The organism is Paraburkholderia sp. Ac-20347, from assembly GCF_017104805.1.
GTDB lineage: Bacteria > Pseudomonadota > Gammaproteobacteria > Burkholderiales > Burkholderiaceae > Paraburkholderia > Paraburkholderia tropica.
Genome location: NZ_JAAGPN010000065.1, coordinates 23,707 through 38,115 on the forward strand (window position 1 = coordinate 23,707; position 14,409 = coordinate 38,115).

The following is a 14,409-nucleotide window of genomic DNA, read 5'->3' on the forward strand; positions in this document are numbered from 1 at the left end:
CGGCTGCGGCATCGCGATCTGGGAATGCGCGTCAGAAGAAACGCGTGGGCCGGCGCAGGCTGGCCGGCGTGTGCTGCGCGACGCGCGCCGCGCCCGACTGCACGCGCGTGCGCCGCAGCGTCGCGCGCTTGTACCACACGGGCGCCGCCGTCTGCTTCACGCGCCAGTTCTTGCGCTTTGCGGTGGGCGCGCCGGCATCGCCGGAACGCCATGCCGCCGCGGAAGAACCATCGGAAATTCCGGCCATGCCGGACACCGCGCTTTCCGCCGTGACGGCAGCCGGGTCCGCGCCGCCCGCGATGCTGGGCGACACGCTCGTGCCCTGGTTCCAAGCGTCGTTGAGCTCGGTTTCGTGCTTGCGCAGATTCTCGTGAACGTTCTTTTCGACGTTCTGCGCAGCCTGCTCGAACTCGCCCTTCATGCGGCGCAGTTCGTCGAGTTCGATCTCGCGCGTGACTTCGGCCTTGACGTCGTTGATGTAACGCTGCGCGCGCCCGAACAGCGCGCCTGCGGTGCGCGCGACGCGCGGCAGGCGCTCCGGTCCGAGAACGACCAGCGCGACGACGCCGATCAGCGCCATCTTCGTGAGACCCAGATCAAGCATGAATGGAGCTTTCCGTCAGCCTTGGAGCGGGAAAAAGCAAAACAGACACGGCAAGCAGATGACCGCCGCGCTTAGCGGAGGTCGTTGCTCGAGGTCTTGTCCTTGGCGTCGACGTCGACCGTGCCGCCGTTCTTCGGCAGTTCGCGCTTTGCCGCGTCGGGCGCTTCTTCGCCCTCGCGCATGCCTTCCTTGAAACCCTTGACCGCACCGCCGAGGTCGCTACCGATATTGCGCAGCTTCTTCGTGCCGAAGACGAGCGCCACGATCAACAACACGATCAGCCAATGCCAGATGCTCAACGAACCCATGATCAAAACTCTCCTTAACCCCGACGCCGCGCCTTGTGCGCAGCGAGAAAACGTTGGCGCGCCAAAGCGCGCTGCGTAAAAAACGGTCCGGTCACTCATAGTGCCTGCGAGGTGTGGCGGCTGCGTGGCATGCCAACCTCTTTATGCAGACCTTTGTTGCTTTATAGGCCCATGCGCCGCGTGCGTACAGAGACGCTGCACGCCTTCAACCCATGCGCTGCCACGGACGCGGGCCGGCCAGCAAATGCGCGTGCAGGTGATACACCTCCTGACCGCCGCCGGGCCCCGTATTCACGACCGTGCGAAAACCGGTGTCGCCGCCGGTGTACGACACGCCGAGATCCTTCGCGAGACGCGCCACCAGCACGAACATTCTACCAAGCAGCGGAGCGTCCTTTTCACCGCAATCGGCGAGCGTCGCGATATGTTCGCGCGGGATCACCAGCACGTGCGTCTGCGCCGCGGGGCGGATGTCCCGGAAAGCGACGAATTCGTCGTCTTCGTAGACACGCGTGCCCGGAATCGCGCCGTCGGCGATCTTGCAGAACAGACAGGTGCTGCGATCGTGGCTCATGATGCTCCCGGAATGACCGGCCCGCTTACCCTGCGGTCCCTCGGACCTGCGGCATCAAACCCACGCGCGCGGATCGCGCAGCGGTTTGTTGTCGTGCAGATACAGCCAGCCTTTGATGATACGGTACAACGTCCAGATCGCGACAGCCCACAAAATTGGAATGCCGATCAGCACGAAAAACAGCGCAATCCCGATCAGATGCCCGGCCAGCCCGAGCCAGAAGGTGCGGATCTGCCAGGTGAAATGCTGCTCGTAGGGCGTGCCCGCCGCTTCGTCGCGCTTGAGGTAATTGATGATGATCGCCACCAGCACGGTCACGCCGCCGGTGAGCCAGTAAAACGCATACAGACCGTAGAGCACGTGCGTGAGAGTGCGCAGACTGCGCAGGCGGTCCGCGTCGAGCGGATCGCGCACGGCTGGAGGCGGATAACCGCCGGGCGTCGTGGACATGTTGCGTCTCCCCTGGTGAGCGGCGCGCGCGCCGCGTGGGTGGGCAAGCGCCGCCGGAGTGCCCGGCGGCATGCGCCTGTCTGCGCGGGAACCCGCGCCGGGTCCGCCGTCAGTCGCCGTTCGCCTCGCGCTCCTGGCTCTTGCGCAGCGCCTTTTCTTCGAGGCCCGAGAGGCCTTCGCGGCGTTCGAGTTCCGCCAGCACATCGGCGGGGCTCAGGTCGAAATGCGAGAGCGTCACGAGGCAATGGAACCACAGATCGGCCATTTCGCCGACCAGCGCCTTCGGCGCGCCGCCCTGGCGCACGTCCTTGGCGGCCAGCACGACTTCCGTCGCTTCTTCGCCGACCTTCTTGAGCACCGCGTCGTCGCCCTTGTGGAACAGGCGCGCGACATACGATGCGTCCGGATCGCCGCCCTTGCGGCTGTCGATCACCGCCGCGAGGCGCAGCAGGGTGTCGTTGGTGTTCAGTTGCGTCATTTGTAGATGTGCTCGGGGTCTTTCAGCACGGGATCGACGGCGACCCAGCGGCCCTCGTCGACCGTGCCTTCGAATTGCTGGAAAAAGCACGAGTGGCGGCCCGTGTGGCAGGCGATGCCCGACACCTGCTCGATCTTGAGCAGCACGACGTCTTCGTCGCAGTCGAGGCGAATCTCGTGCACATGCTGCACGTGGCCCGATTCCTCGCCCTTGAACCACAGGCGCTGGCGCGAACGCGAGAAGTACACCGCGCGACGCAGCTCGACGGTCTTGGCGAGCGCCTCGCGGTTCATCCACGCGAACATCAGCACGTCGCCAGTCGTGGCTTCCTGGGCGATCACCGGCACGAGGCCGTTGGCGTCCCAGTTGATCTTGTCGAGCCAGCCCGCCTGTTCAATCGATCCGGTCGTCATGGCTTACATCCTCACCGAAATGCCCTGGTCGGCCATGAAGCGCTTCGCCTCGCCGACCGTGTGCTCGCCGTAGTGGAAGATGCTCGCCGCGAGCACCGCGTCGGCGTGGCCCTTGACGATGCCGTCGGCCAGATCCTGCAGGCCGCCCACGCCGCCCGAGGCGATCACGGGCACCGGCACCGCGTCCGAGACGGCGCGCGTGAGATCGAGGTCGAAGCCGCTCTTGGTGCCGTCGCGGTCCATGCTCGTGAGCAGGATTTCGCCCGCGCCGAACTCGGCCATCTTGCGCGCCCATTCGACGGCGTCGATGCCCGTGGCCTTGCGGCCGCCGTGCGTGAACACTTCCCAGCGCGGCGCTTCGCCCGGCGCCGAGGTGCGCTTGGCGTCGATCGCCACGACGATGCACTGCGAGCCGTACTTGTCGGCCGCATCGCGCACCAGTTGCGGATTCGCGACCGCCGACGAGTTCATGCCGACCTTGTCCGCGCCCGCGTTGAGCAGGCGGCGCACATCGGTGACGGCGCGCACGCCGCCGCCGACCGTCAGCGGAATGAAGACCTGCGAGGCCACCGCTTCGATGATCGGCAGAATCAGGTCGCGCCCGTCCGAGGTCGCGGTGATGTCGAGGAACGTCAGCTCGTCGGCGCCCTGATCGTCATAGCGGCGCGCGATTTCGACGGGGTCGCCCGCGTCGCGCAGTTCGACGAAGTTGACGCCCTTGACGACCCGTCCGGCCGTCACGTCGAGACAGGGGATGATGCGTTTGGGTAGAGCCATGATCTTGCCGGTGATGCCTGGTTAGTGTCGGTCGGGCGCCAAAGCGGACGCAAGCGGAGCAAGCCCGCATAGCGGGCGCGGCACCGCAGTGGGCCACAGCAGCAGGCCACTTCTAGCGGCTTCGGGCCGCGCGCGGCATAAAAGCAAAAGGCCTCCGCTCGCGGAGGCCGTGGGGGCGACGCTTACGCGTCGTCCGATTCGCGCAGGCTGTCCGCGCGCGATTGCGCCGCCGCGAAGTCGAGGTCGCCCGAGTAGATCGCGCGGCCGCAGATCACGCCTTCGACGCCCTCGTCTTCCACTTCGCAGAGCGCGTCGATGTCGGCGAGATTCGACAGGCCGCCGCTCGCGATCACCGGAATCTTCACCGCACGCGCGAGGCGCACCGTGGCTTCGATGTTGATGCCTTGCAGCATGCCGTCGCGGCCGATGTCGGTGTAGATGATCGACTCCGCACCGTAGTCCTCGAACTTGCGCGCGAGATCCACGACTTCGTGGCCCGTGAGCTTGCTCCAGCCGTCGGTGGCGACCTTGCCGTCCTTCGCGTCCAGCCCGACGATGATGTGGCCCCCGAACGCCGTGCACGCTTCCTGGAGGAAGCCCGGGTTCTTGACCGCGGCGGTGCCGATGATCACGTAGGAGAGGCCGTCGTCGAGATAGCGCTCGATGGTGTCGAGGTCACGGATGCCGCCGCCGAGCTGCACGGGAATCGTGTCGCCCACTTCGCGGATGATTTCGCGAATGGCATCTTCGTTCTTCGGCTTGCCGGCGAATGCGCCGTTCAGATCGACGAGGTGCAGACGGCGCGCGCCACGCTCGACCCAATGTCGGGCCATCGCCGCCGGTTCCTCGGAAAAAATCGTCGCCTGGTCCATATCGCCTTGTTTCAGGCGTACGCAGTGACCGTCTTTGAGATCGATGGCCGGAATCAGCAGCATAGCAATCGGGGAATATCTGGGAATGAGGTTGAAATCAGCCGGCTTCGGTGGATAAAAGGCCCGATCCGACGCCGTTTCGCTAGTTTAGTACAACTCTTTCGACGACCTTGCCAACGGAGATCGGCGCGGGGCGGCCTCGTTGGCCGGGCCCCGGCGCCGGTCTGCCTGCATTCAGGCAGCGCCGCATTCGAAATCAGGGGTTCCAGTGGACGAAGTTGCGATACACGCGCAAGCCTGCCGCGGCGCTCTTTTCCGGGTGGAATTGGGTCGCGAAAATGTTATCCCGCGCCACCGCCGAGGTAAAGGCCGCGCCGTAAGGCGTTTCGCCGACGGTATGCGACGCGTCGTCCGGCACCACGTAGTAGCTGTGCACGAAGTAGAAGAAGCTTTCGTCAGGCACGCCGTCCCACAGCGCATGCGCACGCGCCTGGCGCACGCGGTTCCAGCCCATCTGCGGCACCTTGAAACGCGAGCCGTCGTCCTGCAGCCGGCCCGCGAGTTCGAAGCGCACGACCTTGCCCGGCAACAGGCCGAGGCCCTTAGTGTCGCCTTCCGCGCTCCAGTCGAACAGCATCTGCTCGCCCACGCACACGCCCATCAGCGGCTTGCTGCGCGCGGCTTCGAGCACGGCGTCCTGCAGGCCCGATTCAGCGAGACTGCGCATGCAGTCGGGCATCGCGCCCTGGCCCGGCAGCACGACGCGGTCGGCTGCGCGGATCGCTTCGGGACGCTCGACGATCTGCACGTCGGCTTCCGGCGCGGCCTGCTTCAGCGCCTGGGCGACCGAACGCAGGTTGCCCATCCCATAATCCACAATCGCAATTGAAGTTTTCATCTCGATTCAGGCCGCGTGGGCCATGTTGGGCCTTGCCCGGTTTGCTTCGTGCCCTGGCTTCGCGAACAACTTCGGAGCGCCACCGCCCAGGCTCGCCGCCGATGCCGTTCAAACCCGTCAATCTACGCCTTGCGGCGCGCGCGCGCCCTTAACTGGCGCAGCGACGCAGCCGCGGGACGCCCGCCGGCACCGCTTACAGGCTGCCCTTGGTCGACGGAATCTTGCCGGCCTGGCGCTCGTCGAACTCGGCGGCCTGACGCAGCGCGCGGCCAAAGGCCTTGAACACGGTTTCCAGCTGATGGTGGGCATTGAGCCCGCGCAGATTGTCGATATGCAGCGTCACGCCCGCGTGATTGACGAAGCCGCGGAAGAATTCGATCGACAGGTCGACGTCGAAGGTGCCGATGCGCGCACGCGTGAACGGCACGTGGAACTCCAGGCCCGGACGGCCCGAGAAGTCGACCACGACGCGCGAGAGCGCCTCGTCGAGCGGCACGTAGGCATGGCCGTAGCGGCGGATGCCCTTCTTGTCGCCGATCGCCTGAGCGACCGCCTGACCGAGCGTGATGCCGACGTCTTCCACCGTATGGTGGTCGTCGATCTGCGTGTCGCCATGCGCCTCGACTTCGAGATCGATCAGACCGTGTCGTGCGATCTGGTCGAGCATGTGGTCGAGAAACGGCACGCCGGTCGCGAGCTTCTGCTCGCCGGTGCCGTCCAGATTGATTTTGACGCGGATTTGCGTTTCGCTGGTGTTGCGAACGACTTGCGCGACGCGCATGGCAATTTCCTTCAAACAGCCCGTACAGGAGGGATTAGAGAACGAAGCGCGCTTCTCAATACGGTGAACAGTGGGGACGATTCACTTGAGCACAAGCTTCAGGGCGGCGATCAGTTGCGCGTTCTCGTCGGGGGTCCCGACGGTCAGGCGCACGCAATTCGCCAGCAATGGGTGCATTTTACTCACGTTTTTGATCAAAACCCGCGCGGTCAACAGGGTATCGAACACGGCGTGGGCGTCCGGCACGCGCACCAGCAGGAAATTTCCCGCGCTCGGGAACACTTCGGCGCCCGGCAGTTTCGCCACTTCGGCGGCCAGTTGCGCCCGGCCCGCGCGCAGTTGCGCGGCCTGCGCGTCGAGCACGTCGAGGTGATCGAGCAGGAAATCGGCGGCGGCCTGGGTGAGCACGTTCACGTTGTACGGCGGACGCACCTTGTCGAATTCGTCGAGCCACGCGGCGCGGCCCGCGAGATAACCCAGACGAATGCCCGCGAGGCCCAGCTTCGACATCGTGCGCATGACGACGACGTTCGGGAACGCTCCCGCGCGCGGCAACCAGCTCGATTGCGCGAACGGCTGATACGCCTCGTCGATCACCACGAGCGAGCCCGCGGCGTCGGCGGCCGCGATCACGCGCTCGATGTCGGCGTCGTCGAACAGCGTGCCGGTCGGATTGTTCGGATACGCGAGCCAGATCACCGCCGGCTTGTGCTCGTCGATGGCGGCGAGCATGGCGTCGAGATCGAGCGTGAAGTCGGCGTTGAGCGGCACGCCGACGAAGTCGAGCTGCGCGAATTTCGCCGACATCGCGTACATCACGAAGCCCGGCACCGGCGCGAGCACCTTCGCGCCCGGCTTCGCGCACGCCATCGTGATCATGCTGATGATTTCGTCCGAACCGTTGCCGAGCAGCACGTCGCAGTCGGCCGGCACGCGCAGCGCGGTCTTGAGCTTCGCCAGCAGCGCCTCGGGACGCGGCGCCGGATAGCGGTTCAGCGCGACGCCCGCGAGATGCTCGCCCAGCTTCGCCGCCAGATCGGCGGGCAGCGGGAACGGGTTTTCCATCGCGTCGAGCTTCACGAAGCCGGATGCGTCGGGCACCGGGTAGCTCGTCATTGCGAGCACATCGGAGCGGATCAGATCTTGAGGTGTCGTCATGTCGGAAGGCTGGCGCGCGAGGCGGCAAGCCGGCAGGAACGGTCGGTTCGCAGCGCCCGGCTGCATGACCGTCCAGGTGATCGTTGGTCTCGGGTTGTTATCGGTGCCTTGTGAGGCATTCGCGGGGCCTGGCACATTGCTGGCTGCCATGGCCCGGCCGGTTACTTCGGATTTCCAGGCATCGGGCGCGGCCGCGGCGCCGGGCGGCGCCACGAACCGAGCTCGATTGCGCCGATCGGTGCTGCTCGACCGGCGCTGCCCGATCAGTTCTGCTTCATGCGGTATTCGGCGCTGCGCGCGTGGGCTTGCAGCCCTTCGCCGTAGGCCAGTTCCGCCGCGATCTCGCCCAGCGTCTGCGCGCCTTCCGCGCTGACTTCGATCAGGCTCGAACGCTTGATGAAATCATAGACGCCCAGCGGCGACGAGAAACGTGCGGTACGAGACGTAGGCAGCACGTGATTCGGGCCGGCGCAGTAGTCGCCAAGGCTTTCGCTGGTGTAACGGCCGAGGAAGATCGCGCCCGCGTGGCGGATTTCCGCGCCCCACTTCTGCGGCTCCAGCGCCGAGATTTCCAGATGCTCCGGCGCGATGTCGTTGGCGATCGCGCAGGCTTCGGCCATGTCGCGCACCTTCACGAGCGCGCCGCGATTCGTGAGCGACGTGGCGATCACGTCCGCGCGCGGCATGGTCGGCAGCAGTTCGTCGATGGCGGCTTCCACGCGCTTGATGAAGTTTTCGTCCGGGCACAGCAGGATCGACTGCGCGAGTTCGTCGTGTTCGGCCTGCGAGAACAGGTCCATCGCGACCCAGCGCGGATCGGTCGTGCCGTCGCAGATCACGAGGATTTCCGACGGACCGGCGATCATGTCGATGCCGACCGTGCCGAACACGCGGCGCTTGGCCGAGGCCACATAGGCGTTGCCCGGGCCGCAGATCTTGTCGACGGGCGGAATGGTCTGCGTGCCGTAGGCGAGCGCGCCCACCGCCTGCGCGCCGCCGACCGTGAACACGCGGTCGACGCCGGAGATCAGCGCGGCCGCCAGCACGAGCGGGTTCTTCACGCCGTCCGGCGTGGGCACGACCATGACGATCTCGCGCACGCCCGCGACACGCGCGGGAATTGCGTTCATCAGCACCGACGACGGATACGCCGCCTTGCCGCCCGGCACGTACAGGCCGACGCGGTCGAGCGGCGTGACCTTCTGGCCCAGCACGGTGCCGTCCGATTCGGTGTACTGCCAGCTATGCGAGCCGCACTCGATGCGCTGCTTCTCGTGGTAGCCGCGCACGCGCGCCGCCGCCGCTTCGAGCGCCGCGCGCTGCTTCGGTTCGAGACTTTCGAGCGCCGCTTCGAGTTCGCTGAACGGCAGTTCGAGCGCCGCGACGCTCGTGGCGTTCAGGCGGTCGAAGCGGTTCGTGTACTCGAGCACGGCGGCGTCGCCGCGCGCCTTCACGTCGGCGAGGATCTGCGCGACCGAGCGCTCGATGGCTTCGTCTTCGCTCGCCTCGAAAGCGAGCACCGCGTGCAGCGCCTTCTTGAAACCTTCGGCGCTGGAATCGAGTTTGCGCATCGTGATAGCCATGCTGGTATCCATCCGTATCGGTTGTGCGCGCGGCGCCTCACACGAGGCGCGCGGCGCGCGGACTGCTTATGCGGCCTGCTCGCCGCGCGACGCGCGTTCGAACGCGTCGAGGAACGGCCGCAGCGCGGCGCGCTTGAGCTTGAGCGCCGCCTGATTGACGACGAGGCGCGACGAGATCGGCATGATCTCTTCGACTTCGGCCAGATTGTTGGCGCGCAGCGTGCCGCCGGTGCTCACCAGGTCGACGATCGCGTCGGCGAGACCGACGAGCGGCGCCAGTTCCATCGAGCCGTACAGCTTGATGAGGTCGACGTGCACGCCCTTGGCCGCGAAATGCTGACGCGCGGCTTCGGTGTACTTGGTCGCCACGCGCAGACGCGCGCCCTGGCGCACCGCGTTCGCGTAGTCGAAGCCCGCCTTCACGGCCACCGACAGACGGCAGCGCGCGATGTCGAGATCGACCGGCTGATAGAGCCCGCCGCCGCCGTGCTCGTTGAGCACGTCCTTGCCCGCCACGCCGAAGTCGGCCGCGCCGTACTCGACATAGGTGGGCACGTCCGTCGCGCGCACGATGATCACGCGCAGGTTCGGATCGGTGGTCGGCAGGATCAGCTTGCGCGAGGTTTCCGGATCTTCGGCCACGTGCACGCCCGCGGCGGCCAGCAACGGCATCGTCTCTTCGAAGATGCGGCCTTTCGAGAGCGCGAGCGTCAGCGGCGCGCTGGAGGCGGCGGCCGGCGTCGGCCTGGATTCGACCGTGCTCATGCTTCGCTCCCCTTGATGCGCTTCACATTCGCGCCGATCTTCGTGAGCTTCGCTTCCATGCGGTCGTAGCCACGATCGAGGTGATAGATGCGGTCGATCAGCGTTTCGCCTTCGGCGCACATGGCGGCGATCACGAGGCTCGCCGACGCACGCAGATCGGTCGCCATGACCTTCGCGCCCGAGAGCTTTTCCACGCCCGCGATCAGCGCGGTCTTGCCGTCGATCGTGATGTGCGCGCCCAGGCGGTTCAGTTCCTGCACGTGCATGAAGCGGTTTTCGAAGATGTTCTCGACCACTTGCGAGGTGCCGTCGGCGATCGTGTTGAGCGCCATGAACTGCGCCTGCATGTCGGTCGGGAACGCCGGGTATTCCGAGGTGCGCAGGTTCACGGCGCGCGCGCGTTCGTGCATGCGCACGCGCATCCAGTCGTCGCCCTCTTCGATCGTCACGCCCGCTTCGCGCAGCTTGTCCGTGACCGCGTCGAGCGTGTGCGGACGCACATTGCGCAAGGTGACGTCGCCGCCCGTCGCCGCGACCGCGCACAGGAACGTGCCCGCTTCGATGCGGTCGGGAATGACCGTATGTTGCGCGCCGTGGAGTTTCTCCACGCCCTGAATCACGAGACGGTCGGTGCCGATGCCTTCGATCTTCGCGCCCATCGCCACCAGCAGGTGCGCGAGGTCGCCCACTTCCGGTTCGCGCGCGGCGTTTTCGATCACCGTCTCGCCGTCGGCGAGCACGGCGGCCATCAGCAGGTTTTCCGTGCCGGTGACCGTGATCATGTCGGTGACGATGCGCGCGCCCTTCAGGCGCTTCGCGCGTGCTTCGATGAAGCCGTGCTCGATGTTGATCTCGGCGCCCATCGCCTGCAGGCCCTTGATGTGCTGATCGACCGGACGCGCGCCGATCGCGCAGCCGCCCGGCAGCGACACCTTCGCCTCGCCGAAGCGCGCGACGAGCGGCCCGAGCACGAGGATCGAGGCGCGCATGGTCTTGACCAGCTCATACGGCGCGACGAGGTTGTTCACGTTCGAGGCGTCGAGTTGCACGCGCGCGCCGTCCTGCTCGGTGCGCACGCCCATCTGGTTGAGCAGCTTGAGCGTCGTGCGCACGTCCTGGAGGTCGGGCACGTTGTCGAGATGAACGGGTTCCGCGCTCAGCAGAGCGGCGCAGAGAATGGGCAGCGCGGCGTTCTTCGCACCGGAAACGGTGACTTCCCCTGCGAGCTTCCGCCCGCCGACGATGACGAGTTTGTCCATGCCTGAGGTTTCCTGATCGGTGCGACCGCTGTGCGGCGCTGCGTCGAGTTGAGCGGCGCCGCTGGCTGCGGCGCCTTTATCCTGGGTAATTCGCACTGAGATTCCAGATTATGCGTTCTGCCATTCGGCGGGCGTGAGCGTCTTCATGCTGAGCGCGTGGATTTCCGCGCGCATGCGGTCGCCGAGCGCCGCATAGACGAGCTGATGGCGCTGGATCAGACGCTTGCCTTCGAAAGCCGACGAAACGACGACCGCGGAGAAGTGCGTGCCGTCGTCGCCCTCGACCTCCAGATGCTCGCACGCGAGCCCGGCCAGGATGTACTGCTTGAGCTGTTCCGAAGACAACATGGTGAGAGGCTCCTGCCTGAATTTCACTTAGTGGCGCAGCTTGTAGCCGCTTGCGAGCAGACGCATCGCGAGCGTGGCCAGCACCACGAAAAAGACGAAAACGATCGCGAGGCTCACGAGCGGGTTAATGTCGGACAAGCCGAAGAAACCGTAGCGGAAGCCGTCGATCATGTAGAAGAACGGGTTGAGCCGCGACACTTCGCGCCACACCGGCGGCAGCGTATGCGTCGAATAGAACACGCCCGACAGGAACGTGAGCGGCATGATGAGAAAGTTCTGAAACGCCGCGAGCTGGTCGAACTTCTCGGCCCAGATCCCGGCGATCAGGCCGAGCGTGCCGAGAATCGCCGAGCCGAGCACCGCGAAAGCGATGATGTAAAGCGGCGCGGCAAAGCTCATCGGAATGAACCAGATCGTCACGACGAACACGCCCGCGCCCACGGCGAGGCCGCGCACGATCGAGGCGAGCACGTAGGCGCCAAACATCTCCCAGGCGGCCAGCGGCGGCAATAAGACGAATACGAGATTGCCCGTGATCTTCGACTGGATCAGCGACGACGACGAATTCGCGAACGCATTCTGCAGCACGCTCATCATCACGAGACCCGGAATCAGGAAGCTCGTGTACTCGACGCCCGGATAGACCTCGACGTGGCCGCGCAGCGCGTGACCGAAGATCGTCAGATAGAGCAGCGCGGTGATGACCGGCGCGAGCACGGTCTGGAAGGCGACCTTCCAGAAACGCAGCACTTCTTTGTAAAACAGCGTACGGAAACCGCTCATGCGAGCCCCTCGATCACTTCCGGACCGTTCATCACCTGCACGAAGACGTCTTCGAGATCGGCCTTGCGCACTTCCATTTCCTCGAGCTTGCAGCCGTTCGCGCGGCACAGCGCGAGGATGCGCTCCACGTCTTCGTAGCTGTTCAGGCGCAGCAGATGTTGATTGCCGCCGCCGTTCGGCAGATTCGAGGTATCGACTTCGAGCGCGCGCAATTCGGTCGGCAGCGCGCCTTCCGAGAAGCGCAGGAACAGCTGCGTGCCCGCGAAGCGCTGCAGCAGCGTGCTCGTGCGTTCGAGCGCCACGACTTCACCGCGGCGCAGCATGGCGATGCGGTCGCAGAGCTCTTCCGCTTCTTCCAGATAGTGCGTGGTGAGCACGATCGTGTGGCCTTCGCGGTTCAGGCGCGCGATGAATTTCCAGAGCGTCTGGCGCAGTTCGACGTCGACGCCCGCCGTGGGCTCGTCGAGCACGATCACGGGCGGACGATGCACCAGCGCCTGCGCGACCAGCACGCGGCGCTTCATGCCGCCCGACAACGCGCGCATGTTGACGTCGGCTTTCTCGGTGAGGTCGAGATTGGCCATGACTTCGTCGATCCACGCGTCGTTATTGCGCAGACCAAAGTAGCCGGACTGGATGCGCAGCGTCTCGCGCACCGTGAAAAACGGATCGAACACCAGTTCCTGGGGCACGACGCCGAGATTGCGGCGCGCGTTGCGGTAATCGGTGACGACGTCGTGGCCGCGGACTTCGATCGTGCCTTCGTCGGCACGCGCGAGGCCGGCAAGCGCGCTGATGAGCGTCGTCTTGCCCGCGCCGTTCGGGCCGAGCAGCCCGAAGAACTCGCCCTCTTCGACCGTGAAGCTGACGCCTTTGAGCGCCTGAAGCTCTTTGTAGCGCTTCTTGACGTTGCGGATTTCTATGGCTGGCATGACTCGGACGCCGCCCGTGGTAAACGGTGCGGCCGGTAAGTGCATCAATGCTGCGGGGAAGACCGGAATTGGGGACGGCACAGGCCGTCTGCTGCGCTACCCGATCGAGCCGGGGCAACGCCCAAAAAACATTTGATTATAGGCCAAGTCGGAAGGCCCGGCCTGGGCCTGGCGTTGACTTGAAGGGGGACGCGGCGGCTCGGGGAGCCGCCGCGCGTCAATGTCGCTCGTGGAGGAGCGAATCGACGCCATAGGCGCGCGCGAGGGACGCGAGCGCGGCGGGCAGATTGACGACGCTCAGGATGGCGCCGCGTTGGCTCGCGGCGCGTTGCCAGGCGAGCAGCACGGCGAGCGCGGACGAATCGAACTGCGTGAGCGGCGCGCAGTCGACGGCGGTCGCGCCCGACGCAATCTGCGCGAGCCCCGCCGAGAGCGCGGCCTTCGCGCTCTCGTGGGTCAGCGTGGCGCCGGTGGCGAAGCGTTCGCTCACGAAGCGGCCTTGCCCGAAGCCAGCTGCTGGTTACGCTGCGTGAGGAAGGTGATCAGACCTTGCACGCCGCCCTGCTGGATCTTTTCCTGGAACTGCTGCTGGTACGCCTGGATCAGCCATGCGCCGAGCACGTTGATGTCATACACGCGCCAGCCTTGCGCCGTCTTGTACAGGCGGTAGTCGAGTTCGATCGGCTGGCCGTTGTTCATGACGGTCGAGCGGACCACGACGTCGGTGTCGTCCGGGTTCGCGCGGAACGGCTTGTAGTCGATCTGCTGGTCGCGCACCTGGGCGAGCGCGCCCGAGTACGTGCGGATCAGCAGCGTCTTGAACTGTTCGATGACCTGTTGCTGCTGGTCGGGCGTCGCCGTGCGCCAGTTGCGGCCCATCGCGAGCTGCGTGGTGCGGCGGAAGTCGGTGTACGGCAGGATCTTCTCGTTGACCAGTTGCGTGATCTTGCTGATGTCGCCGGACTGGATCGACTTGTCACCCTTGATCTGGTCCATGACCTGCTGCGTGATCGACTTGACCATCGCATCGGGGTTGCTGGTGTCGACGGACTGCGCGGACGCCGTGCCGGCAAACGCGAAGAACATGGCGAAAATCGGGAACAACAAGAATTTTTTCATATCGTGTCCTGCAAGTTGGGGAGGCGCGATTTCGGGCGATGAGCCCCGAATCGCGCCTGTTATTCGAGCCAACGATAGCACGCGAGTTCTATCGCACTGAGTCAAAGAGTGCCAGGAAATTGCGACAAGCGTTTCAGCTTGTTACGTCGGACCTGAGCGCTCCGGACGCCGGAAAACCGGCGTTCCGCCCTGTGCGAACCACTCGCCGCCGCCTCTCAATGCAGACGCAGGAGGCTCGGGAAACCGATGCGCGCGGGCGGGACGACGTCGCCGCCCGGCACCGTGGTCTGCGAGGCGCCGGAAGCCG

The 14,409-nt window shown here is 65.7% G+C and carries 19 protein-coding genes; all 19 read right to left on the reverse strand.

Translation table 11 applies throughout. The annotated features are described in order from the left end of the window. Window positions 1-31: 31 nt before the first annotated feature. Entirely contained in the window at window positions 32-604 is a 573-nt protein-coding gene (tatB, locus tag G3N97_RS15155; RefSeq protein WP_205993991.1) for a Sec-independent protein translocase protein TatB, read from the reverse strand. A 71-nt stretch (window positions 605-675) separates the two neighbouring features. Then, window positions 676-912, reverse strand: a complete 237-nt coding sequence (gene tatA, locus G3N97_RS15160; RefSeq protein ID WP_065062678.1) for a Sec-independent protein translocase subunit TatA — start codon at window positions 910-912, stop codon at window positions 676-678. 205 nt (window positions 913-1,117) lie between these two features. Further along, window positions 1,118-1,486 carry a histidine triad nucleotide-binding protein gene (locus G3N97_RS15165; protein ID WP_205993992.1) on the reverse strand — a complete coding sequence of 123 codons (369 nt, stop codon included), beginning with the start codon at window positions 1,484-1,486 and terminating at the stop codon, window positions 1,118-1,120. Between the two features lie 54 nt (window positions 1,487-1,540). Then, window positions 1,541-1,936, reverse strand: coding sequence for a DUF4870 domain-containing protein (locus tag G3N97_RS15170; RefSeq protein ID WP_065062682.1), 396 nt, complete (start codon window positions 1,934-1,936; stop codon window positions 1,541-1,543). A gap of 109 nt (window positions 1,937-2,045) precedes the next feature. Then, a complete protein-coding gene (locus G3N97_RS15175) occupies window positions 2,046-2,414 on the reverse strand; it encodes a phosphoribosyl-ATP diphosphatase (RefSeq protein ID WP_065062687.1) in 369 nt (122 codons plus the stop codon). Then, entirely contained in the window at window positions 2,411-2,827 is a 417-nt protein-coding gene (hisI, locus tag G3N97_RS15180; protein ID WP_065062689.1) for a phosphoribosyl-AMP cyclohydrolase, read from the reverse strand. Before hisI ends, G3N97_RS15175 begins: the two co-directional genes overlap by 4 nt. A 3-nt stretch (window positions 2,828-2,830) precedes the next feature. Continuing rightward, a complete protein-coding gene (hisF, locus tag G3N97_RS15185; RefSeq protein ID WP_205993993.1) occupies window positions 2,831-3,604 on the reverse strand; it encodes an imidazole glycerol phosphate synthase subunit HisF in 774 nt (257 codons plus the stop codon). 182 nt (window positions 3,605-3,786) lie between these two features. Beyond that, a complete protein-coding gene (gene hisA, locus G3N97_RS15190) occupies window positions 3,787-4,539 on the reverse strand; it encodes a 1-(5-phosphoribosyl)-5-[(5-phosphoribosylamino)methylideneamino]imidazole-4-carboxamide isomerase (RefSeq protein ID WP_065062693.1) in 753 nt (250 codons plus the stop codon). Window positions 4,540-4,732: 193 nt separating this feature from the next. Then, window positions 4,733-5,374, reverse strand: a complete 642-nt coding sequence (hisH, locus tag G3N97_RS15195; protein ID WP_065062695.1) for an imidazole glycerol phosphate synthase subunit HisH — start codon at window positions 5,372-5,374, stop codon at window positions 4,733-4,735. Window positions 5,375-5,567: 193 nt separating this feature from the next. After that, a complete protein-coding gene (hisB, locus tag G3N97_RS15200; RefSeq protein ID WP_065062696.1) occupies window positions 5,568-6,155 on the reverse strand; it encodes an imidazoleglycerol-phosphate dehydratase HisB in 588 nt (195 codons plus the stop codon). A gap of 81 nt (window positions 6,156-6,236) precedes the next feature. Continuing rightward, complete coding sequence (gene hisC, locus G3N97_RS15205; RefSeq protein WP_205994001.1) at window positions 6,237-7,313, reverse strand: histidinol-phosphate transaminase; 1,077 nt, start codon at window positions 7,311-7,313, stop codon at window positions 6,237-6,239. Between the two features lie 263 nt (window positions 7,314-7,576). After that, on the reverse strand, window positions 7,577-8,896 hold the full coding sequence (gene hisD / locus G3N97_RS15210) for a histidinol dehydrogenase (protein ID WP_205993994.1): 1,320 nt from the start codon (window positions 8,894-8,896) through the stop codon (window positions 7,577-7,579). A 66-nt stretch (window positions 8,897-8,962) separates the two neighbouring features. Beyond that, window positions 8,963-9,661 (reverse strand): ATP phosphoribosyltransferase, encoded by a 699-nt coding sequence (gene hisG, locus G3N97_RS15215; protein WP_065062697.1) that lies wholly within the window; start codon window positions 9,659-9,661, stop codon window positions 8,963-8,965. Beyond that, window positions 9,658-10,920, reverse strand: a complete 1,263-nt coding sequence (gene murA / locus G3N97_RS15220) for a UDP-N-acetylglucosamine 1-carboxyvinyltransferase (protein WP_205993995.1) — start codon at window positions 10,918-10,920, stop codon at window positions 9,658-9,660. Before murA ends, hisG begins: the two co-directional genes overlap by 4 nt. Before the next feature lie 108 nt (window positions 10,921-11,028). Then, window positions 11,029-11,268: a BolA family protein gene (locus tag G3N97_RS15225; protein ID WP_065062699.1), complete on the reverse strand. Its 240-nt coding sequence runs from the start codon at window positions 11,266-11,268 to the stop codon at window positions 11,029-11,031. Window positions 11,269-11,295: 27 nt separating this feature from the next. Next, the gene (locus G3N97_RS15230) at window positions 11,296-12,051 is read right to left on the reverse strand and encodes an ABC transporter permease (protein ID WP_205993996.1); all 756 of its coding nucleotides are present in this window, start codon (window positions 12,049-12,051) and stop codon (window positions 11,296-11,298) included. Next, window positions 12,048-12,983 carry an ABC transporter ATP-binding protein gene (locus tag G3N97_RS15235; protein WP_205993997.1) on the reverse strand — a complete coding sequence of 312 codons (936 nt, stop codon included), beginning with the start codon at window positions 12,981-12,983 and terminating at the stop codon, window positions 12,048-12,050. Before G3N97_RS15235 ends, G3N97_RS15230 begins: the two co-directional genes overlap by 4 nt. 217 nt (window positions 12,984-13,200) lie before the next feature. Next, complete coding sequence (locus tag G3N97_RS15240; protein WP_205993998.1) at window positions 13,201-13,473, reverse strand: STAS domain-containing protein; 273 nt, start codon at window positions 13,471-13,473, stop codon at window positions 13,201-13,203. Next, a complete protein-coding gene (locus G3N97_RS15245) occupies window positions 13,470-14,102 on the reverse strand; it encodes an ABC transporter substrate-binding protein (protein WP_205993999.1) in 633 nt (210 codons plus the stop codon). The genes G3N97_RS15240 and G3N97_RS15245 overlap by 4 nt, the downstream gene beginning before the upstream one ends. Between the last annotated feature and the right edge of the window lie 307 nt (window positions 14,103-14,409).